This window comes from Kamptonema formosum PCC 10802 (assembly GCF_000332335.1).
Lineage (GTDB): Bacteria > Cyanobacteriota > Cyanobacteriia > Cyanobacteriales > Oscillatoriaceae > Oscillatoria.
On record NZ_KB235952.1, the window covers coordinates 41,403 to 63,161 of the forward strand.

Sequence of the window (21,759 nt, forward strand, 5' to 3'; positions counted from 1 at the left end):
GGCCCGCAGCGGCAGCCGCCCGCCCGACAGCGGCACCTAAGCCCGCCGCAGCAGCGGTAGCTGCCACCGCCAAACTGACTCAAACCCCCAAACTGCCCTCGGTAGCGGGGTGGGCCGTGCCGGCCAGCCCCAAGGTGCCAGAAACCAGCGGCGCTAAAATGGCCGCCCAGCCCGCAGCGGCAGCCGCCCGCCCGACAGCGGCACCTAAGCCAGCCGCAGCAGCGGTAGCTGCCACCGCCAAACCGGCTCAACGCCCCAAACTGCCCTCGGTAGCGGGGCGAACCGTGCCGGCCAGCCCGAAGTTGGCGGCAGTCCGCAGCACTCAAATGGCCCGAGCTACAGCGGGGCCGTCCCGCCCGACAGCGGCACCTAAGCCAGCCGCAGCAGCGGTAGCTGCCACCGCCAAACCGGCTCAACGCCCCAAACTGCCCTCAGTAGCGGGGCGCACCGTGCCGGCCAGCCCGAAGTTGGCGGCAGTCCGCAGCACTCAAATGGCCCGAGCTACAGCGGGGCCGTCCCGCCCGGCAGCGGCACCTAAGCCAGCCGCAGCAGCTCCGGGCCCGGCTGCCAGACCGGCTCAAACCCCTCAAGCCTCTGTGGCGCAGCGACAAGTGCCGGCAAGCCCGAAAGTGCCAGCAGCCCGCAGCGCTCAATTGGCGGCTCAGCCCGCCCGCAGCCCGTCCCGCCCTACTACAGGGCCCAAGGCGTCCCCAGTCGCCTTCCGCCCGTCCGCGAACTCTCCTCAAGCCCCCAAACTCCCCTCCGATGCGGGGCGAGGCGCGTTAGCGCAGGGGGGCGGCAGGAGCAGCGTTTTGCCCAACCGGCCTGTGGCTCGCAGCGCTCAACAAGCGGCTCAGCCCGCCCGCAGCCCGTCCCGACCGACCGCCCAACCGCAGGCAGGCAGAATGGCCCGCACCTCGTCCCCGCAACCCGCTCAAATGCCCTCACTCCCCGCGATGGCAGCGCGACAAGTGCCGGCACTGCCTGGACTGCCAGGGAACATTGGCCCGAAAATTCCCCAGAAGCCAGCGGCTCGCCCGTCCCGCCCGGCAGCCCGACCTCAAGCCAGCCAGTCCCGCCCGGCTGCCGGAGGCCAGACAGGCCAAGTAGCCCTCCGCCCGTCGCCAAAAGCCCCTCAAACGCCTAAACTGCCCGCTGTGCCGGGACGGCAAGTGCCAGCGCTGCCCGGACTGCCGCAGAACATTGGCCCTAAAATTCCAGAGCCGCCTGCGGAAAAGCCTGCCGCTAACCCAGAACCGGAGATTCCCCCACTGCCACCTGTCCCCCAACCGGACCTCGCCCTAGCGGTGGAAATCAGCGGCGTAGTCCAGGTGGGGAATGAAACTCAAATCATTTTGAAAGCCCCGAATGAGCCCACCAGCCGGTACGTCAAGGTGGGGCAGCGGCTGGCCAATGGTCAGGTTCTGGTGAAACGGGTAGAAATGAATCAAGGTGGGGAGCCGGTGGTGATTCTGGAGGAAAATGGCACAGAGGTTGAGAAACTCGTCGGGGAAAAACCTGTAACGCCCGCCGCCGCACCGGCAGCGCCCGCCGCCGCACCGGGAGCCCCCACACCGGCAGCGCCCGCCACCGCACCGGCAGCGCCCGCACCGGCAGCGCCCGCACCGGCAGCGCCTGCCGCCGCACCGGCAGCGCCCGCACCGGCAGCGCCCGCCGCCACACCGGCAGCGCCCGCCGCCGCACCGGCAGCGCCCGCACCGGCAGCGCCCGCCGCCACCACACCGGCAGCGCCCGCCGCCGCACCAGGAGTAACGGTTCCCACCGCACCCGCACCGGCAGTGGGGGCACCCGCAGCGCCCGCACCGGGAGTGACGGTTCCCACCGCGCCCGCACCGGCAGTGGGGGCACCGGCAGCGCCCACACCGGCAGCGCCCACACCGGCAGCGCCCGCACCAGCAAAGCAGTCTGGCACCTAGCACAGACCTGTTGCAAAGAGCGACCCCCGGCACCCGACTGGCACGGCGGTCGGGATGTCTGTCTCTCGTGCCAGACAAAAGCCCGGGGGTATCGTCGCTCTCCCGCGACTCGACCGCCTCAATGCCACTGACCTCACAACTGGACATCAGTGCCGGCAGTCGCTAAATTGTATCTATCTGCCCAGGGCTACCCTTGGCCAGACGCCAAAGTGTGCCACCGGCAGCCCCCGCGCATCCCATCCCGTCGCCGCCGGTATACTGGGAAATAGCCTCCATGGCGCTATCGGCGGCGGTCGTCGAGCTGTCGTCTTTGCCGCCGATCGAACAGGACAGTGGGACAGTGCGCCCTGCCCTCGCCGCCCTGATGTATAGCTATCCGCTCACCTGTCCCCGAGATCGCCCAACAGGCTCAGCACAAACTGACCCCCGCCAATTTCGTGCAAAAGAACTGCATGGCAGTACGGCTGGGAAGCCAGGAAGATTAGGCGAAAATGCTTGTATTTAGGTATCTGCTAGCATTTGCCAGTGGGGTAAATGGGATGATAGATTGAAAATTAACAGCAAATTATCTTCTATAAGAAATCGCTGAGCTAAAATCATTTGGTTGGAGGATTTTACCCATGCCTCACTCAATTCAAAAAATCGGGATGCTGGTAGTAGCGGCTATCTTGCTGGAAACCGGCACCTATCTGAGCAATCCCTTGCGATCACTGGCGCAAGACGCGGGTGCTAAACCCCCCCGCTGCGAAGGGAGCCCCCGCAACGGCAGTGTGAAATGCAATTACGAGGGGGGTGACAACTATGTGGGAAATATGGTCAACGGTCTGCCCAATGGTAGAGGCATCTATGTATACGCCAATGGCGACCGCTACGAGGGAGAGTTCCTCCGGGGACGGCCAAACGGTCAGGGCGTTTTTATTTTTAAGGACGATTCCCGCTACGAGGGACAGTTTCAGGACGGTACGATCGTCAGCGGCAAAGCTATCTTCGCCGATGGCAATCGCTACGAAGGACCGTTCAAGATTGTCCGAATAGTTGACAGCGGCAGCGTTACCAGCCAACCTCACGGGCGGGGGAAATTTATCTTCGCCAATGGCGATCGCTACGAGGGAGAATTCTTTGCTGGCGCGATTTTTGGCAGAGGCGCAGTCATCCGCACAGATGGCACTCGCTGCGAAGGGCAGTTCTTCAATAGCAGCCTGGACGGGAAAGGAACCTGCAGGTACCCAAACCGGGCTCGCTATGAGGGAGAGTTACGCCAGGGCCGGCCTCATGGCAAAGGGGTACTCATACAGGCCAACGGCAAGCGCTTTCAGGGAGATTTCCGCGAGGGCCAGCCGGTAGACCCAAAAGCTCCTAAATCCTGAGGCCGCAAGCACCTGGATGAGCTTGGCAGCACATCTCAACTGCTAAAGATTGGCAACGGCTCTGGGGCACCAGCGCTACAGTTGAGAGAGATAAAATTTAATCCTGGATTTTATTGACAAAGCGGAATATTTCGCGCTAAAACTGGCGGGGATTTGAGGAAGGATCGTTGGCTAAATATGTCAAACCGAAAGAAGCGGCAGAAGCCCAAGGAGTGTATCAGCGAACCCTCCGCAGTTGGGAGGGGGATTGCCGAATCGAAGCCATCAGAACTCCCTCAGGACAGCGCCGCTATCACATCGAGTCCTACGCCGCCAAATCTGGCAGGGACAGCAGGAAAGTGAACGCCTGCGCCAGAGTTAGCGGTCGAGCCCAACAGCCCGACCTCAACCGGCTTTGAGCAGCACTCAGCAGCCTCTACCCGCAAGCAGAAGTCATCGCCGAAAAGCGCACTCCGCGCCGCACTCCAGTCGGAGGCGGGCTCAACTTCAAGCGGCAAAAGCTGCAAACCCTACTGGAGCGAATCCTGTCAAACGATGTCGGACTGATTGTCGTCCCTCACAAAGACAGACTGGCGAGAAAAGGCTTTGACCTGTTTCGATGGCTCTGCAAGCATGCAGGGGTGCGATCTCATGGTTCTCAACGAAACAAGTCTCAGTCGGGACCGCGCGCAGGCTTGAGGATATCCTTGCCATCCTTCATGGCGACTGCTTCGCGGAAGCAAGCTACAGCTCCAGGCTCTACGGACTCCGAAAGTACAAAGCTCAGGTCAAGGAAGCTCCGGGTTTCCCCAAGCTCGGAACTCAATAAAACCTGGAGAAAATGGCTCGCAGCCTGCCGGTCCTGCTACAACTAGGCCATCGCCCTTAGAGCGGAGGCGCAACGAAATTATCCAGGGGACCTGGCTCAATGGGTGAAAGAAACGCCCTGCCACATCCGGCAGAATGCGATTTTTGACGCTTACCACGCGCTCTGGTGCGAGCAAAGACGCTCAGTTTAGAAGCTGCCGCGACACCTCTCAAGCCATTATAGCAGTATGCACTTAGGTTAGTACATGGGCATTGGAGGAGTGGGCGATGGGTATTGGGAATTAGGCAAAAGCTGTGAGTCTTCTATGATGCGCCACGCGCCATACGCCATGCCCTTAATGTCCTAACCAATATGACTCCTGCTATAAATTTAATGAGAGCAATTTCTCTCAGGAGACCTGGTATCCGAAGTTAACCAAGGGACTTTCGTTTACCGCTGCCGAGTCAATTCCCATTTCTTGCGCCCAAGGAACGCAGCTAGTCTTTACTCAGGGGAAATGGTTTGCTGTTTTCCCCAAAACCGCACAAATCAGTCCCACCCAAACACCAAAACGGATGGAATAATTGCGCTATATCCTAACATAATGACTTTCCTGACGGGTTTCGATGGGCGCAAATTTATAGGGTTGGGAAGCGGGGATATTGGGCGCATCACTAGGCTGTGCCAGCACTTAGATGTTTTGGTCAGCAGAATTGCTAGAGAGTCCAATAAGAAGCGGCGGCAAGCGGAGCGACGCTCAGAGGATGCGAGTCAAAATTCGAGACTTGATAGATGAAGCCCACAAACAGGTCGCATATTATCCCTCTTCTGTCATTTTGAGGCAATTTGACGAATTTGCGCCATTTCATGCAACGACAGATCAGGCTTTCACCCTTGTTTGATAAAAGAGGGCTATAGCAGCAGTCATATTGGTTAGGACACGCTATGGCCCAATTGCCGGCTGCTATATCAGAGGTTAGGGGCGAGTTTATCGGTGTTGTAGCTGTGTGGCACTCTTTGTCGGTGTTCCCGCCCCTACATCATGTTAAACCCCAAGTCCTTTCCCTAAGTGCCTACTGCTATATCTAACGCGCAATTACCGTTTTATTTTTCTGCCTACCTTCAAGATTTCCGACAGGGTTGCCAAGCCAGAGCGAAAAATCAAATCCAAAACGGAGAGAGCGATGCTGACTTATGCGCACTATCGGTTCAAGATGACTTTAAAGCATCAACCTGAACTGACAGGAACCACCGTTTTGGATGTGACAGAAGAATTCACCAGCAAGACCTGCCAGCCGGCAAATGTCCACACCCGCTTAGGTGGCTCCAAAATTTTTCACTGTCCCAGTTGCCGGTTTACGCTATCGCTCGACTGGAATGGCGATCGCGTGGGATTTTCCTGAAAGCTTTGCGAGATACCGCCTCTATTACCCTTGACGGTAATAGTGCTATCGTGGCATTGTCCGGTAAGGCCCGGAATAATGTCGCGTAAATGTATAGCAGTATGCACTTAGGTTAGTACATGGGCAATGGGCAATGGGCATTGGGGCAGTGGGCGATGGGGCAGTGGGCGATGGGGCATTGCTGTGAGTCTTTCATGATGGGCCATGCCATGAGCACCATGCCATGATCGCCATGCCTTTAATGTCCTAACCAATATGACTGCTGCTATATCAGACTTTTTGTACTGTAATGCTTGTGGGGGTTTGCTGCCATGACCACTTTGCTTGATGCTTCCTCCCAGACTGCCCAGTCTCCGTTTGATTTTGCCCCTCACCCTACCCAAGATGCTGAGTTGCTCAGGCTGCTGGAGTTTGTCCCCGGTCTGAAGGAACTCTTGATGCTGCGCCAAGTGCACGCTTTGGAACACGCTACCGTTTGGGTGCTGAGCTCATCTCCCACCTCACCGGCCTCTCGGCGACTCTCGCCAGCCGGTCCGGCTGATAACGAGCTGTTGGGGGGGATGTCCACCGACAGGGGATTCTACCTCTATGGCCACGTCCATACGGTGCAGCTGCAAAGGGCCGCTCACACGGCCCTGCAGCGCCTCACTGGCGGGGACTGGGACCTGGCTGTCCATCCGCGCTGCGGCACCAATCTGTCGGTGGGGATGCTCCTGACGGCAGGACTGGCTGTTGGCATCCACCTGCTGCTGCCCCGAGGGCCGGTGGAACAGCTGATTGGTCTGGGCGTGGCAGCTACTACTGCCGCCCAGCTGGCTCCTGACCTGGGCAGTCTCGCTCAGCGCTACTTGACCACTGCGATTCCCTTCAATCTGGCTATTGAAGATGTTAGTATGACCCGCGACCTCTGGGGGCGGAGCGCCCATTTTGTCCGCGTCCGCTGGCGGGCGTGACCGCACCGGCAACAAGGATGAGGCGCTCTCGTCGGGCGCTCCCGTCGCCAAAAGCCCCCGCCCCTGCCCCTACCGCTGCGGCGCTCCCTTTGGGGCAAGCTGGGCAAGCTTGACCGCTGGGCGGCCCCGGCAGGGTGAGGGGTTTGGCCTGAAGGTTGGCCCGCTTCTGGAACTCCTCTGGCCCGCAGCCGCCTCAGGCGGTGCGGGTGGGAGACAAAAGCCGGTTCAATAGTAACAAAACTTAAAGAATAGAGTGAGTCAAGAGTCCAAATAGGATAGTACGCTGAAAAACAATGACTTTTTTGGTTTGACAATCCATCGCATTCGGGAAGGAATATCATGGTTCAACGCGGCTCCAAGGTTCGGATTCTCCGTAAAGAGTCCTACTGGTACAAGGATGTGGGCACGGTTGCCTCCGTAGACCAAAGCGGGATCAAGTACCCTGTCATCGTCCGCTTCGATAAGGTCAATTACTCGGGAATCAATACCAACAACTTCGCGCTGTCGGAAGTGGTTGAGGTTGCAGGTCCCAAGAAGGATAAAAAAGCGCCCGAAGCCGCCGCCGCCGGCAAGGGGTCCGTCAAAGATGCTGGCTCCCGCAAGGCCGGAAGCGGCGTCCAAACCAAGGCGAAGGAAACTGCCAAACCAGAAGCTCAACCCGGAGAGGGCAGTGGCCGTCCCGGCACTCCCAATCAGGGAACTGAAGGGCGTTAAGCTTTGCCGGAACTGCCAGAAGTTGAAACGGTGCGCCTGGGGCTGAATCAAGTCACCTCAGGCCAGGAAATACTGGGTGGGGATGTGTTGCGGCCTCGCACCATCGCCCACCCTGTTTCTGCTGGCGATTTTTTGGCGGGCCTGCAAGGGGCAACGGTGGCCCAGTGGCACCGGCGGGGGAAATATTTACTCGCCGAACTCTGCAGGCCGGGATCTTCCCGAGAGGGCAGCGCTGTATCGGGCGAACCCCTGCCCGATATTGGCACAGGGGGCTGGTTGGGCGTCCACTTGCGCATGACCGGCCAGCTGCTGTGGCTGGATCGGGACACCCCCCTGCAAAAACACACCCGCGTCCGCCTTTTCTTCCCCGGCAATCGCGAGCTGCGCTTTGTTGACCAGCGGACGTTTGGCCAGATGTGGCTGCTCTCGGGAGCTGCAGATCCCTCTGCCACGATCTCTGGCCTCGGGCAGCTCGGTCCCGAACCTCTCTGCGCTGAGTTTTCTCCAGAATATCTGGCAAAAGCTCTCGGGCACCGCCGCCGTCCTGTAAAAACGGCTCTCCTCGACCAGTCGGTTGTTGCCGGTGCGGGCAATATCTATGCCGATGAAGCTCTGTTTGTGGCCGGCGTGCGCCCAGACGCGCTGTGCGCCAATTTGAGCCGCGAGCAAATCGCTAAATTGCGCGACGCCCTGATTGAGGTTTTGCAGGAGGCAATTATAGCCGGTGGCTCGACAATTCGCAACTTTGTTTCGGTAGAGGGTGTCAACGGCAACTATGCGGGTGTGGCTCGAGTGTACGGTCGAGCGGGCCAGCCCTGTCGCGTCTGCGGCACGCCGGTGGAGCGCCTCAAATTGGCCGGTCGGTCGTCGCATTTTTGCCGGCAGTGCCAGAAATAGCTTCGGGACTCGGGGTTGGGGGTCAGGGGCTATACCAATGCATGGATTTTAGATTTCGGATAATGAAATTGAAAAAGGCGGCAGTAAAGCTTTTGCACTCCCAGGAGAAATAAGCTTTTAGGCTTTTAATCTTTCTATAGCAGTATTCACTTAGGTTAGGACAGTAGGACAGGCGGGACGCTTGTCCTACGCCTTTTCCCCTAGGCCAATTATGTCCTAACCAATATGACTGCTGCTATATCTTTCTTCTGTCATTTTGGGGCAATTTGACGAATTTTTGCCATTTCAGGCAGCGACAGAAGGACGCTATCGCGTCCCGCTTGCGCTTAGGGCTTTCAGCCTTGTTTGACAAAAGAGGGATATAGCCGTATGCACTTAGATTAGGACATGGGCATCATCGTATTGGGCATCATCGCATCACGCATGCATGGCATCACGCAAAAGCTGGTAGGGGCGGGTTTACTAACATCTGGTAAAACCCAGAGACATCTTGGGTGAACCCGCCCCTACTTACCCCATGCGCATGGGGCTCATGCGCATGAGCCCCAGACGCCATGCCATTAGTGTCCTAACCAATATGACTACTGCTAGATCGGCTCTTTGGGGCAGATCCGCCAGGACGGCGTTCCCAGGCGGAGTCTGGGAACTAGGGATAGAGATGTAAGCGTGCAAATTCAATGTGCCCTAGCTTCCTATCTATGCCAACTTGCTGTCAGGTGTTAGGGGTTAGGTGTTGGGGAACGCCAGTGCCAGGGTGCAAGGGTGCCGGCTGCCCCATGCCCCAGGGGTTAGGGGTTAGGTGTGAGGGGAAAGCCAATGCCCCATGCCCAATGCCCCATTGCCCGCTGCCCCCATACGCCAGAAGCGCCCTAAAATTTTTAATGACAGCAATCCGAAACACGAGACAGAGTATGCCAGAAAAGAAAAATGGGGCAATAAAAAAAGGCGACCTTGTCCGCGCCGTCCGCGAAAAGTTGGAAATCAGCCTGGAAGCGCAAGCGTCTGACCCCCGCTTCCCCCCCTATATCTTTGACAGCAAGGGGGAAGTTGTGGACATCCGGGGCGATTACGCTTTTGTTAAGTTTGGTAAAGTGCCGACGCCAAATATTTGGTTGCGTATCGACCAGCTAGAACCTTTCAACTAACCTGCAGCTTACCGCCAGCGCGGGCCAATCCACACCGGTAGGGCGGGCAGTTCACGCGCCCGCACTATTGACATTCGCCGCTTTGTGTGGTATTGGGAGGGAACGGGCATTGGAGGCCGGTCAGGCAAAAAGTAAAGATTACCCAAACAATACCGGCACTGCCGGGAAACCGGTGTCAGAATGATGCCGGAAACGGGATAGAAAAGAGATTGATATGACAGACACTCCATTGTCCCAAGCTGTTTGTACCGGCACTCGCGTGGCGGTTATTGGTGCCGGCAAGGTGGGCAGTACCCTGGCCCAGCGCATTGCCGAGAAAAACATCGCCGATGTGGTGTTGCTGGACATTATACCGGGCATGCCCCGAGGCATTGCTCTCGACCTGATGGAAGCCAGGGGGGTGGAGCGCCACGACCGGCAGATTATTGGCACAACCGATTATAAGGATACAGCCGGCTCTAGCATTGTGGTGATCACTGCCGGTCTGCCTCGCAAACCGGGAATGAGTCGGGAAGACTTGGTGAAGACGAATGCCAAGATTGTGGTGGACGCCACGAAACAAGCGATTGCCAATTCTCCGGACGCCATTGTAATCGTGGTGACCAATCCGCTGGACGTGATGACTTATCTGGCTTGGGAAGCCAGCGGGCTCCCCGGAAACCGCGTGATTGGCATGGCTGGGGTGCTCGACTCGGCGCGGTTCCAGACCTTTATTGCGATGGAACTGGGCGTTTCCGTGCGCGAGATCAATGCGATGGTGCTCGGCGATCACGGCCAGCTGATGGTGCCGGTGCCCCGCTACTGCACGGTTGGCGGTATTCCGATTACGGAACTGATGGACGCCGCTACGATTGAGCGCCTCGTGCAGCGCACTCGCAATGGCGGAACGGAAATTGTGGAGCTGATGCAGACCGGCAGCGCTTATTACGCACCGGCGTCTTCCGCCTGTCTGATGGTGGAGGCGATTTTATACAATGAATCGCGCCTGCTGCCGGCAGCTGCCTATCTGCAAGGCGAATACGGTTTGCGCGATATTTTCCTGGGCGTGCCCTGCCGGTTGGGCAGCCGTGGGGTGGAGCAGGTGATCGAGCTCCACCTGACGCCGGAGGAAAAGGCGGCTTTCATGGCTTCTGCTGATGCGGTCCGCACAAATGTTACGCGGGCGAAAGAGATAATCACCCCTGTGCCTGAGACTGTGTGAGGCGCGCGCCTCACAAGGGTGCGCCCAAAGGCGCACCCCGCAGTTTCGGCAGACCGCACCCGTAAAGTTATACAAAGTTCGGTTGAATAATCATAATATCTCTGAGGGGAGCATTGGTCATTGAAACCAGATCGGGGATGCCCAATGCTTCCCACCCCCCAGTTTATGTATAGATTAATCTACCGAACATAATAAGAATTTGCTGAATGGGAAAGAGCGAAAACCCAGCGTCCGGCCTGATGCCGGCGCAAATCGAGACAGCACGCCTGCGACTGCCCTCCGTTAAAGGGCAGCACCTAGGCGCAAGAGTTTCTCAGAGCAGTTAGAGGGTTTCTCAGTTGGATGAACTATGGCGGAGAAACCCGGTTTCTTAAAGAAACCGGGTTTCTCAGTACCTCACAAATATGAGAAGCGCTATAGAGATAGCCGGTAAAAAAGAAATTAATCCTCAGACTCCTCACCGGTTAAGAGGGCTAGCAAGCCTAGAGGCAAAGCGACTATTGGGAATAGAGCCAAGTACACGAGCGTGCACAAGCCGGTGTCGATAGCCTTTGCACCCTGAGCAACAGCCTTTTCAGAAGCGGAGACGAGGGAAGGCAAAGAAGCGATTGCGGAGAGCTTGGTGGCGAAAAGTGGAACTTTCATACAGGTGCGAATGAGAGACTAAAAAAACGATAAGCAATATTACAGCTACTAAAAAGTAGGGCCAATCCGGCTCTTACCGAACGAAAGCCTTACTTGCTAGTTTTGTAAAGCAATCACCAGTAAGTTTAGGACATTCCGAACCTAAGCCAAGTTTATGTGAGGACTCTTGGTGAAGTTATGGTTATTCACCTTACCGATATCAATCTCTTGTTTCCATCCCTGATTATAGCCGATAACCAGTTTTTCGATGCCTGCCGCCACTAGAGAGTCGATACTGTACCGGCAGGGTTGATGCAAGTAATTTTCGACTTCTTGGGAGCGCTTGTGAGTTAAAGCGTCAAACTGACTGCTCCACTTTTTATTTTTGGGCAGTGCCAATTGGAGCGAAGCTTTCCGCTTAGGGTATAGCAGTATGCACTTAGGTTAGAACATTAGACCTTCAGGCTCGGCGGACGCCCCCCCAGCGTCTATATAGCAGTAAGCATTTAGGAAACCTACATTCCGGCCTCCCTTGCTCCCCCGCTCCCGAAGCTTCTATTGTTCTAACCAATATGACTGCTGCTATAGTAGTGATTGATGGGTTTGAGCGGTCTGCCATTAACAAAGAAAGGTTGAAATTCCGCTTTATTGGCAACCCCAGCGGCTAGATTATTCAATCCTAAATCAATTCCTGCTATCCATTCCTGATTTTAGCCGGCTGCGGTCGGTTCGGGCTTTTCATAAACCACCTCTATCATATAGCAGCCGCATTTTGGTAGGATGCGCACCTCCTTAAAAGTTGTAGCCTGGGTCGGAAATGACAGCCCAGAGAGCCTGACGGCTCACATCGCTCACATCGCCCTTTCTTGAGGGCTTTCCTGCGAACCTCCTGACAGTCCTAAGTGATGAGATTGCGCCCCTTAATTTTATCTTTGTACTGCGGAATACGAGGAGGTGCCTTGAATTATTCTGGAGGAACTCGATAACATTCTATAGCAGCCAAGTCAGACTTCCAAGCTTTGCCTGCTTGACGGATCGCTTGACCGCTCACTTTCTGGGGTAGCGCCTGATAAGCATCAGAATCCTTAATCAGCCGATAGACTTCGCTGTCGATCGAAACCTTACCGGGAGCAAAAAACCGCTGCCGGATGTAGGAGTTGGAAAAATTAAAGATGTTCTTAGATCGCCAAGCCAGATTATAGCAAGTCTGCCAATCAGGATGGCTGCTGTTGATGATTCTCTGTTCAACTGCCAGCAGGTTGACTCACCTCCCTTGTGCTTGTTGATTCCACTATACACTAATCGTCACACCAAATGGCTTCGGTTGATTTTGGGATTTTTGCGCTCCGCAAGCCTCCGTATTTCCACGGAGGCCGGTTGGTGGGGTTTGAGGGCCGGCAGAGATTTTAGATGTTTGCGCCTTTTATAGCAGTATGCACTTAGGTTAGAACATTAGACCTGCAGGGGGGCGGGACGCCCCCCTACATCTATATAGCAGTAAGCATTTAGGAAACGTACATTTCGGCCTCCCTTGCTCCCCCGCTTCCGAAGCTTCTATTGTTCTAACCAATATGACTGCTGCTATATTAGGACATTAGGATCGGAGGGAACGCCTGTCCTACGCCTTTTATCCCCAGGCCGCTAATGTCCTCAGCAATATGACTGGTGATATAGATTGTAGAGTGAGCCACAGCCAAGCGAGCAGGCATTTGCAGCTGTTGGGAACCGTGCGCTCTAGGCGCGTGGGATGGCAGAAGTGGCCTGAGCGCGCTCTTACGGATACGGAGCGCTGAAGCGCCAGCGGGGCAGGAATAGGGAGCCCCCGCCGTCAGAGGGTTTGAGCGTGGCGCTCGTACCGGCATCCAAAGAGTGTTGAAAGGCTGGGCTGCCTTGTGACAATTCGTGGCTGCTATGGGGCAAAATAGCAACATGCGCGCGAGAGAGCGACAATGGAGCGATCGCGCACCGGCCTTCCGCTGGCGGGGCGCGGGCGGTCAGTGGCTGCACGCTTTAGCCAGCAACTCTGTGCCAGATGCAGGGCGTCTGCCTTATCGCTCACCTGTCTGGGGAAAAACCGCTATATAGCGCCTCAGATAAGGCTTTCGGACTCCACTGAGTACCTCACCACAGAAATTGCTATGGCCCGTGATTCTGTTTCTTCTATTAAAGCGCTCAACGCTGCGATTGCCAGTCACAACCCCTTTGACAGACTGCACGCTGTCAGAGATCCAGAGATTTGGAGTCAGGGACTGCCGGATGTGGCGGCGCTGAATGCCCACGCTGCCGGTGCGGTTTTTGAAGCCCTTGAGCGGGTGCGGGATGGCAAGGCCACGACGATCTCAATGGCCATCACCGGCAGTGCCGGCACCGGCAAAAGTCATCTGATTCACCGCATTCGCCACCGGCTGCAAGAGGAAGGCAGTGGCTTATTTATTTATGTGAGTGCCAATCACTTCAATGAAGTCAACTTGATGCGCCACGAATTTCAGCAAATGCTAGCGGATAGCTTGAGACACTCGGGTTCCTATGGGGTGCTGCAGTGCCAGCAGCTGGCGACAGATGTGGTCAATGGAGCGATTAAAGCGCTCACTCCTGAGGCGAGAGGCTTCGCTCCTTTGGAACTGGTGAGAAAGCTGACGCTGAGCAGCCAACCTAAGAATCTGGTTTGGGTGAACCAGGTGACTGAGGCTTTTTTCAAAACGCAACCCGACATTTCCGATCCGGATATTGTGCGGGCGCTTGTTTGGACGCTGTGCAACACTCAAACTCCTTTTGCGATGAAATGGCTGGCGGGAAAGGTGCTGGCACCCTGGAAAGCAGAGGAGCTGGGATTGCCGAATCACAGCCGCGAAGATAGAGAGTCTGTCTCTTGGGAGACGGTGCTGCAAATTTTGCAGTTGGCTAGCAGATATTACCCGCTAGTGATTTGTTTTGACGATTTGGATTTAGGGGAAAACCCCGACGAAACGTTGAGGCGGGAGCGGGTTGTGGCTAGCGCGGTCAGGCGTCTGGCGGACACTCTCCCGTTCGCCCACCTCCATTACGGGGTTGTGATTCTCACGGCGATGGAACCGGCAACTTGGAAGGAGAAAATTCTGACGCTTCCGCCGGCACTGGTGGCAGGTATTGCTGGGAAGCGCGATCCGATTGAGTTGTGCGAGACGGTTGGGGATTGGATTGTGGATTTAGTCACCTGCTGGCTGCAAAATTTTTATGCAGAGAGACACCTGAAGCCTCCCGCGCCGATTTATCCTTTTGATGCCGGCCAGCTGCGGGCGCTGGGGCGAGAGAAGCTGGTGGTGCGGCAGGTTGTGGAGTGGTGCGCCCAGAATTTTCGCCCGGCTGAACTTGACCCGCAGGAAAAGCTGGCGCGGGCTTTTGAGGCAGCGATGGCTGTCGATATCGGCGAGCGCTACTCGGAGAATTCCCTGCTTGCCGGTGCGCTTTATTTTGCCTTCCAGACGCTGGTGGGGCAACCGGTGGGTGGGGTGACGGTTGAGGCGGTTGTCAGTGAGGTGAAACCGAAATCAGCAAATCGCGGCCACATTCAGTTTAAGGTAATTGGAACACAAAATGGAGAAGCTGTCAAGATAGGTGTGGCGGTTCTTCAGGACGAGCGCCGGTACAGTGTGGCAGCTGGGTTAAAACGCTTAATACAGTACGAAACGTTTGATTTGACCGGCGGCTGTTTGGTGCGTGACGCCGACCGGGCAATTCCGGAGGACTGGGAGGCGTCGGCGATCCTGCACCGGCTGGCTGTTGAGTTGGGGGGCAAATGGGTGGAGCTGAAAGCTGAGGATATTCAGCCGCTGGTGGCGATTTGGTCGGTTTATCAGGATTGGGCTGAGCAGCAGTTGAGTGACACTGAAATTTTTGAGTTTATCGCTCAGCGAAGGCTGACAGCGGAGAATGCTCTAATCCGAGAGATTTTGAGCGGTTGGGGGAGTGAGGTTGCTGCTGGGGGAACGGCTGTGGGGGATGCCGGCGGTGCCGGTGAGTTGGCGGACACTGGGGAAATGGCCGGCACTCGGGATTTCCTGCCGGATTTGATGTAGCCGGTGCCTAAAAAAACCCGGTTTCTTTGGGAAAGCCGGTTGCAATTCTCGTTACGGGGCTCCGCCCCGTAACTCAGATAAGAGAGGATGCGCTTCCTCTTTCAAATGACTCCCAGTTCCTCTGGCGATTGAAATTGACTGCGACAGGCAAAATCCGCGCAGGCGGACTTTTTCGGATTCCTCGTTTATTGCGGGAGGATGGAAAGGCAAAGGTGAGTTGGGGATATTTGCGCGGAATCCAGGCGGCGGGTAAGATACAGAAATTAGGTTTCTCCAAGAAACCCCGTTTCTCAATTGTGTGAAGAGACTGTATGGGAATAAGACTGATTCAGGTGGACGCTTTTACAGACAAACCGTTTGCCGGCAATCCGGCGGCGGTTTGCGTGCTCAGCGAGCCGGCGGATGCGGTGTGGATGCAGAGGGTGGCTGCTGAGATGAATTTGTCGGAAACAGCGTTTTTAGTTAAGGCTGAGGATGGGTTTAATTTGCGCTGGTTTACACCGGCAGTGGAAGTGGATCTGTGCGGGCACGCGACTCTGGCGAGCGCTCATGTGCTGTGGGAATTGGGGGATTTAGAACCGGCAGCGCAGGCGAGGTTTCACACGCGCAGCGGGTTGCTGACGGCTGAGCGACAGGGGGATTGGATTGAATTGAATTTTCCGGCTCAGCCGCCAGAACCGGCAAGTGCGCCAGACTTGCTGCGAGAGGGTTTGGGGGTGGAGTTGAAATATGTGGGGAAAAACCAGTTTGACTATCTGGTGGAGGTGGGTTCGGAGGAAATAGTGCGCCAGATGCAGCCTGATTTTGGGGTGCTGAAAAGGCTGCCGGTGCGGGGGGTGATTGTTACGAGTTTGGCGGCGTCGGCGGGGTATGATTTTGTGTCGAGATTTTTTGCGCCGGCGGCGGGAATAAATGAAGATCCGGTGACGGGTTCGGCGCACTGCTGTCTCGCGCCTTTTTGGAGCGAGAGGCTGAAGAAAAATGAGTTTGTGGCGTATCAGGCGTCGGCGCGGGGTGGTGTTGTGCGGGTGCGGTTAGCAGGAGAGCGAGTGTGTCTGGGGGGGAAGGCGGTGACGGTCCTGCGCGGGGAGTTGGTTTGAAGGGAGGAGTCAACCGCTGACCCTATACCTCAAGTTGCGGGGAATAGGGGGTAGGGGAGTCAACCCTATCGCTAACCCGGGGGAGTGGGGGGAAAAGATTTCTTTTTTTCCTTGCCCCGCGTTTTAGTGGTGTGCCGGTGGTAGAATAGCAAGTGATCGATATGCGGCCCCCTCACCGCACCCACTTGTGCAATTTTCCTGTCAAGCGGGAAGTGAGGGGTCTGGGGGGATTGCCCACTGGGCGCAAGGGCTCGCCAAGGCGGGGGGACTCGGAGTCCCCTGTGGGGATGGGGCAAAGGGGGTCAGGTAAAGCCGGCTCGCGCCCAAGACCAGAAAAGTTTCACCGGCACAGGGGGGTGATGAAAAAAAAATTAATATTGAGACAGTGGGAGCGCAATTTTATGTAGGATTTTGGGTAAACTAATTAAAGTTGCGATTTAGAAGTGAGTCAGGCGAGAGCCCCCTAGCCGGGGCGGAAGGGCCCGCCCCTACAAAGGGGGGGACACCTCAAAGCTCTCTTTTTTAAGAAGGGTTTGGGGGGATCTGGATGCTGAGACTTGTAGGTGGCAACTTGGGTTAAACTAGCTTGAGAGAGCTTGGCTTGGGGTTTTTACCTGTCAGGGGAAAGGCCCGATACAACCCGATACAAACTGTGGGGAATTTTATATGTCATCAGAAGCTGACACAACTAAGGAGAAACAGGGCTCGGAAGCCCAAGTTAGAATTCGTCTGCTGCTAATGTTGTGGGATTTGGGGGAGGGGAAGCCGGTTAAGAAAAGTGAACTGACGGCCAAGGTGAAACAGAGCGGGGAGGACTATAAGGAACTGGAGAAGGAAGGGGCCATTGAGAGAAAGGTGGAAAAGCGATTGACGCTGGTTTCCCTGACGGATAAGGGATTGCAGATGCTGGCGCAGGAACTGAAAAACCCTGAGATGAAGTTTGGGGGGACTCAAGTTGGCAGTCGGGTGGCGAATGCGCTGCTGAAGTGGATTCGGAAGATGGACGGTGCGGTGAGTGTGCCGGCGGGTGAAGGGAAGCCGGTGGTGCCGGCAATCTCGTCTTATGAGGAGTTTGAGCCGGTGGGGCTGGAGGTGTATGACCGGCTGAACCGGGACTACAACCTGGACGATCTGGTGCCGATTTACCGGATGCGGCGGGAAATTGGGGAGCGGGTTAGCCGCGAGAAATTCAGGGAGTGGCTGCTGGAGATGCAAGCTAATGGTATTTTTAAGCTTCAGGGGGGAGAGATGCCAGACATCACCCCGGATAAAGCGGAGGACTCAGTTAAGACTTCACTGGGGGAGTTGCGCTACTACGCTACGCACCTGAGTGATTGAACTTGACTGATTGACCGACATGTCTGTTAACAGGTTATACTTCACGGGCATCACTATGGGAATATCTCCGATTGAAGAAATACACGCTGCTATAGAAAAAAGTGAAAATCCATTTCCTAGCCTTGCAATTGTCAGGGAGCCGGATGTTTGGGATGGAGGATTTCCTGATGTGGAGACTCTGAACGCTCACGCTTCCGAGGCAGTTTTTCATGCTCTCGACCGAGTTCGCAAGGCTCAATCGGCGCGAAATAAGATAACTTCAATGGTTATAACTGCCGCACAAGGAGAAGGAAAGAGCCATATTATCAGTCGCCTTCGCCGCCGTTGCAAAGCTGAGGGCGGGGCAATGTTTGTTTATGCAGGGGTGGAGAAATATGATGTAAACTCGATAAATTGCGAGTTCCAGCAAACTTTGGCAGAAAGTCTGGATAGAGTGGGCAGCGAAGGAGTAACGCAGTGGCAGGAGCTAGCCACATTTATGGCTAACCAAGTCCTGAAAGCCGGGAATCCCAATGCGCAAACCTTTGCAGCAAAAACGCTAGTTGAAAAGGTGATTGACCCAAATCAAACTTTAGAAAAAACTCGTCAGTGGATTGATGTAATAGCGGCTAAATATAATGGATTGCAGAGAAGGAAACGCCTCGATCCGGATCTTGTCCGCGCCATCTTATGGACGCTTTCAGAACCCCATTCGCTTTACGCAATTAAGTGGCTATGTGGCAAGGACCTGTCCGAAAGCAGGGCCAAAGAGCTTGAGTTGCCCTATTCTAGCAGAGAGTCGCGAGATTCGGAATCAAAAGCTCTTGACAATATTCTGCAAATCTTGAGCCTGATTAGCGAGAGCAAGGCTCTACTCATCTGTTTTGATGAGCTAGATTTGCCTGATAGCAGGCGCAGTAATGCCGGTTTGGCCAGAACTCAGGTGGTTGCGAAGCTGATTAAGACTCTGGTTGATAGTATTAGTTTATCTGAGTCCAGTCAAGGGGTTGTTATCCTGACCGTGATGTTGCCTGATACATGGAGCCAGAAGGTCAAGCCGATGCCGGGGGGAGTGCCGGATAGAATTTCAGCGTCAAATCCGATTAACTTGAAGTTTCCGGATGGGGACTCGATCATTCAGTTAGTGACCATCTGGCTGGCAGAGTTCTATCAGGCCAAAAATTTAATCCCCCCTACGCCGGTCTATCCATTTGAAAAAAATCAACTCAGAGAGCTGGGTTCTGGTTCTGCGCATTCCGCACGAAAAGTTTTGAAGTGGTGTGCGGAAAACTTTAAAATCCCAGAGCGTTCCGGCACCCAAACCGCCCCTACCGGCACCCAAACCGCCCCCACCGGCACCCAAACCGCCCCCACCGGCACCCAAACCGCCCCCACCGGCACCCAAACCGCATCACACGTGGTTGAACTTGCATATAATAAGGAGCTAGCGGCGCTTGAACACTCTGGAGAAAGCTGGTTGGAGGATAGAGCTAAAATTGCAGATGCTTTGCGGCTAGGGTTTAATTTATTGAAGGGACAAACTGTAGAGAAAGTCAAAATCGAGGGCATTGAGCGGGTAGAACCTAAAAGCGATAACGGTGGCTATATAGATTTCAAAATTTGCGGCGATTCAAACGGGAAATCGGTTAAGATAGGAGTGGCAGTTGTTCAGCAATCTAGTGCAAATGGAGTGATAGCGGCACTGAAACGTCTAATCGCGTACAAACGGTTTGGCCTGACTCGTGGGTGCTTAGTTCGTTCTAAGGAGATTAGTCCCGGTGCAACTGAAGCCCGAAAGTATTTGAGTAAACTTCTGTCTCCTGAGCTGGGTGGAAAATGGGTGCGGTTGGCGGCGGCTGATATTAAACCTCTTTTAGCTATCTGGTCTGTCCACAAGGGGAAGGGAGATTACCAGTTAACTGACAAGCAAATTATAGCATTTATCCAGCACCAGAGATTGGCACTTGACAATTCGACGCTCCGTGAAATTATGAGCGCTCCATCGGGTCAGATTCCGGAAGGGTTGGGTGAGGAATGAGGAATTCGGTTATGATTGACACTGCCCTGCGCCTGCCCGCTCCAGATATTGAGGCTTTAATCCAAGGGCGAACGATTGTAGCGATGCCTCGCCAATATATCGAGCCGGAGCAATTTGCTCTCTATCCCTGTGATGCCTCGATTAATCTACTGCCCGCTGAGCGGTACTACCGGCCTGATTTTTTGCCCTTTGCCCAAACTGCTTTTGAGAAGCTGGATTCTGAGACGGTTTTGATTAAAGCTTGGGCTAGCTGCGAACGCTGCCAAATAGTTGACAGTACGGAACCTTTAGATAGGCTGTCGCGGTTAACGATATGGAAAGCTGAAGCTTTGCAGGAAATTCTCTCGCAGCGGGAGTATATCTACCTGGCATATTTGCGAGTTCATCTGCTGTCTCAGCCAGAGTCGCAGTGGGTGTTGGGGCATCCGGATGATGAGTTTGTCTCTTTGCCCGACACTCTGAGCGTGAGTGAATCTGCACCGGCACTCAGCGATTCTGAATTCACCCACCGGCGGGTGAGGCTGGAAAAGCGAGAGGTGCCGGCGCATCCTGAATTGGAAGAATTGCAGGCGGAACTCGCCCAGATCGCCCTCACCAACCCAGCGGCTAAACAGCTAGATGAGGGACTCAAAATCTTTCTGGGCTGGCGTGGGGAGGTGCCGGTGAGTCAATCCGATGCAGATTTGGATTGGATAGCTACGATTGCTGCTTTGGGAAATCGCAGCAAACATCTAGACGAGGGAAAAAGCAACTATCAAGCCGGCACGGATTTTGAAAACATTGTGCGCCGCAGCCTTGAGTTTCTCGGCTTTACCGTTGACTATTTCCACAGGGGGGGTGCCGGTGGGATAGATTTGTTCTGCTCGAAACCCTATCCCCTGGTGGGGGAGTGCAAATCTGGCAAGAAAATTCCCAATGATACGGCTGTGCAGCTGTTGAATCTGGGAACACTGCGCCTGAAAGACTCAGAACTGTTAAAGAAAGTCGCTAAGTTAATCATAGGCCCGGGCGAGCCGACTCCGCAACTACTAGATGCCGCGAGGGTGCACGAGATGGCAATTCTTAATCCAGAAACGCTTGAGAAGCTGGTCAGACTGCAAAGCAAGTATCCAGGAGCCGTAGATTTGTTTAAGCTGAAAGATTGCCTGAAACCGGGGCAATCTGATGGTGCGGTTGAGAAATACATCGCTCTGGCTGAAAGAGAGATGGTGCTGCGTTCGCACCTAATCGGAGTTGTGAAAAAATACCAGGAAAATACCGGCGATGAGGCGGTTGGGGTTGATACGATATATGGAGCCTACAACTCGCATCCGCCTCAATCCCTTACTCGTGAAGAAATGCGCGAAATTCTGATTGAGCTTTCTTCGCCGCTAACCGGCTACTTGGGGAGAATTAAAGGCAGCGACTCGCAGAGAGATAGCTTCTATTTTCTCCGCGAGTTGCCGGTGGATGGTTGAGAAAGAGCCGGCTGGTGGGGTGAGTTGCTCAGAGTAATGAGTTTGTGGCGTATCAGGCGTCGGCGCGGGGTGGCGTGGTGCCGGTGCGATTGGCACGAGAGGGTGTGTGTCTGGGGGGAAGGCGGTGACGGACGGTCCTGCGCGGGGAGTTGGTTTGAAGGGAGGAGTCAACCGCTGACCTTATACCTCAAGTTGCGGGGAATAGGGGGTAGGGGAGTCAACCCTATCGCTCACCCGGGGGAGTGGGGGAAAAAGATTTCTTTTTTTCCTTGCCCCGCGTTTTAGTGGCGTGCCGGTGGTAGAATAGCAAGTGAGCGATATGCGGCCCCCTCACCGCACCCACTTGTGCAATTTTCCTGTCAAGCGGGAAGTGAGGGGGCTGGGGGGATTGCCCACTGGGCGCAAGGACTCGCCAAGGCGGGGGGACTCGGAGCCCCCTGTGGGGATGGGGGAGAGGGGGTCAGGGAAGGCCGGCTCGCACTCCCGACAAGAAAAGTTTCTCAGGGACAGGGGGGTGATGAAAAAAAAATTAATATTCAGACAGTGGGAGCGCAATTTTATGTAGGATTTTGGGTAAACTAATTAAAGTTGCGATTTAGAAGTGAGTCAGGCGAGAGCCCCCTAGCCGGGGCGGAAGGGCCCGCCCCTACAAAGGGGGGGACACCTCAAAGCTCTCTTTTTTAAGAAGGGTTTGGGGGGATCTGGATGCTGAGACTTGTAGGTGGCAACTTGGGTTAAACTAGCTTGAGAGAGCTTGGCTTGGG

Annotated in this window: 17 protein-coding genes and 4 pseudogenes; 19 read left to right on the top strand and 2 right to left on the bottom strand. The window is 55.4% G+C overall.

Annotated features, from left to right (window positions below; all coding sequences use genetic code 11):
- The 13 genes and pseudogenes from OSC10802_RS56250 to mdh form a co-directional block, all read left to right on the top strand.
- Positions 1-1,937 (top strand): hypothetical protein (locus tag OSC10802_RS56250; protein ID WP_017721654.1); only part of this gene is annotated, 1,937 nt, incomplete at its 5' end.
- Positions 1,938-1,991: 54 nt separating this feature from the next.
- Positions 1,992-2,309 carry a hypothetical protein gene (locus OSC10802_RS52265; protein ID WP_155969204.1) on the top strand — a complete coding sequence of 106 codons (318 nt, stop codon included), beginning with the start codon at positions 1,992-1,994 and terminating at the stop codon, positions 2,307-2,309.
- Between the two features lie 248 nt (positions 2,310-2,557).
- Positions 2,558-3,304 (top strand): MORN repeat-containing protein, encoded by a 747-nt coding sequence (locus OSC10802_RS0136270; RefSeq protein ID WP_017721655.1) that lies wholly within the window; start codon positions 2,558-2,560, stop codon positions 3,302-3,304.
- Positions 3,305-3,471: 167 nt separating this feature from the next.
- Positions 3,472-4,112 (top strand): annotated as a pseudogene (locus OSC10802_RS48370) (IS607 family transposase).
- Positions 4,027-4,333, top strand: a pseudogene (locus OSC10802_RS56895) (helix-turn-helix domain-containing protein); the annotation flags it as partial. The pseudogenes OSC10802_RS48370 and OSC10802_RS56895, both read left to right, overlap by 86 nt.
- 144 nt (positions 4,334-4,477) lie before the next feature.
- Positions 4,478-4,912: pseudogene (locus OSC10802_RS55310) on the top strand (RNA-guided endonuclease TnpB family protein); the annotation flags it as partial.
- Between the two features lie 261 nt (positions 4,913-5,173).
- Positions 5,174-5,583: pseudogene (locus tag OSC10802_RS43490) on the top strand (zinc ribbon domain-containing protein); the annotation flags it as partial.
- 222 nt (positions 5,584-5,805) lie between these two features.
- Positions 5,806-6,447 (top strand): DUF6391 domain-containing protein, encoded by a 642-nt coding sequence (locus OSC10802_RS0136295; RefSeq protein ID WP_017721659.1) that lies wholly within the window; start codon positions 5,806-5,808, stop codon positions 6,445-6,447.
- Positions 6,422-6,679: a hypothetical protein gene (locus OSC10802_RS52275; RefSeq protein WP_155969208.1), complete on the top strand. Its 258-nt coding sequence runs from the start codon at positions 6,422-6,424 to the stop codon at positions 6,677-6,679. Before OSC10802_RS0136295 ends, OSC10802_RS52275 begins: the two co-directional genes overlap by 26 nt.
- A gap of 107 nt (positions 6,680-6,786) precedes the next feature.
- Complete coding sequence (locus OSC10802_RS0136300) at positions 6,787-7,161, top strand: photosystem I reaction center subunit IV (protein ID WP_017721660.1); 375 nt, start codon at positions 6,787-6,789, stop codon at positions 7,159-7,161.
- 3 nt (positions 7,162-7,164) lie between these two features.
- Positions 7,165-8,058 (top strand): DNA-formamidopyrimidine glycosylase, encoded by an 894-nt coding sequence (locus OSC10802_RS0136305; RefSeq protein ID WP_017721661.1) that lies wholly within the window; start codon positions 7,165-7,167, stop codon positions 8,056-8,058.
- Between the two features lie 911 nt (positions 8,059-8,969).
- Entirely contained in the window at positions 8,970-9,203 is a 234-nt protein-coding gene (locus OSC10802_RS0136310; RefSeq protein WP_017721662.1) for an NAD(P)H-quinone oxidoreductase subunit O, read from the top strand.
- Between the two features lie 214 nt (positions 9,204-9,417).
- Positions 9,418-10,404, top strand: coding sequence for a malate dehydrogenase (gene mdh, locus OSC10802_RS0136315; protein WP_017721663.1), 987 nt, complete (start codon positions 9,418-9,420; stop codon positions 10,402-10,404).
- Between the two features lie 441 nt (positions 10,405-10,845).
- Here the strand turns inward: mdh and OSC10802_RS52280 are convergent, their stop codons facing one another.
- The gene (locus tag OSC10802_RS52280; RefSeq protein WP_017721664.1) at positions 10,846-11,049 is read right to left on the bottom strand and encodes a hypothetical protein; all 204 of its coding nucleotides are present in this window, start codon (positions 11,047-11,049) and stop codon (positions 10,846-10,848) included.
- 141 nt (positions 11,050-11,190) lie between these two features.
- Entirely contained in the window at positions 11,191-11,427 is a 237-nt protein-coding gene (locus OSC10802_RS0136325) for a hypothetical protein (protein ID WP_017721665.1), read from the bottom strand.
- 1,550 nt (positions 11,428-12,977) lie between these two features.
- Here OSC10802_RS0136325 and OSC10802_RS43500 point away from each other — a divergent pair.
- The 6 genes from OSC10802_RS43500 (at position 12,978) to OSC10802_RS0136360 (ending at position 21,577) form a co-directional block, all read left to right on the top strand.
- A complete protein-coding gene (locus OSC10802_RS43500; protein ID WP_052334390.1) occupies positions 12,978-15,083 on the top strand; it encodes an AAA family ATPase in 2,106 nt (701 codons plus the stop codon).
- A 311-nt stretch (positions 15,084-15,394) separates the two neighbouring features.
- The gene (locus tag OSC10802_RS0136340) at positions 15,395-16,183 is read left to right on the top strand and encodes a PhzF family protein (RefSeq protein ID WP_017721670.1); all 789 of its coding nucleotides are present in this window, start codon (positions 15,395-15,397) and stop codon (positions 16,181-16,183) included.
- Positions 16,184-16,849: 666 nt separating this feature from the next.
- Complete coding sequence (locus OSC10802_RS0136345) at positions 16,850-17,521, top strand: hypothetical protein (protein WP_017721671.1); 672 nt, start codon at positions 16,850-16,852, stop codon at positions 17,519-17,521.
- A 19-nt stretch (positions 17,522-17,540) separates the two neighbouring features.
- Entirely contained in the window at positions 17,541-19,538 is a 1,998-nt protein-coding gene (locus OSC10802_RS48380) for a hypothetical protein (protein ID WP_155969210.1), read from the top strand.
- A gap of 11 nt (positions 19,539-19,549) precedes the next feature.
- Positions 19,550-20,995, top strand: a complete 1,446-nt coding sequence (locus tag OSC10802_RS0136355; RefSeq protein ID WP_017721673.1) for a DUF1802 family protein — start codon at positions 19,550-19,552, stop codon at positions 20,993-20,995.
- A gap of 345 nt (positions 20,996-21,340) precedes the next feature.
- Positions 21,341-21,577 carry a hypothetical protein gene (locus OSC10802_RS0136360; protein WP_017721674.1) on the top strand — a complete coding sequence of 79 codons (237 nt, stop codon included), beginning with the start codon at positions 21,341-21,343 and terminating at the stop codon, positions 21,575-21,577.
- Positions 21,578-21,759 lie beyond the last annotated feature (182 nt).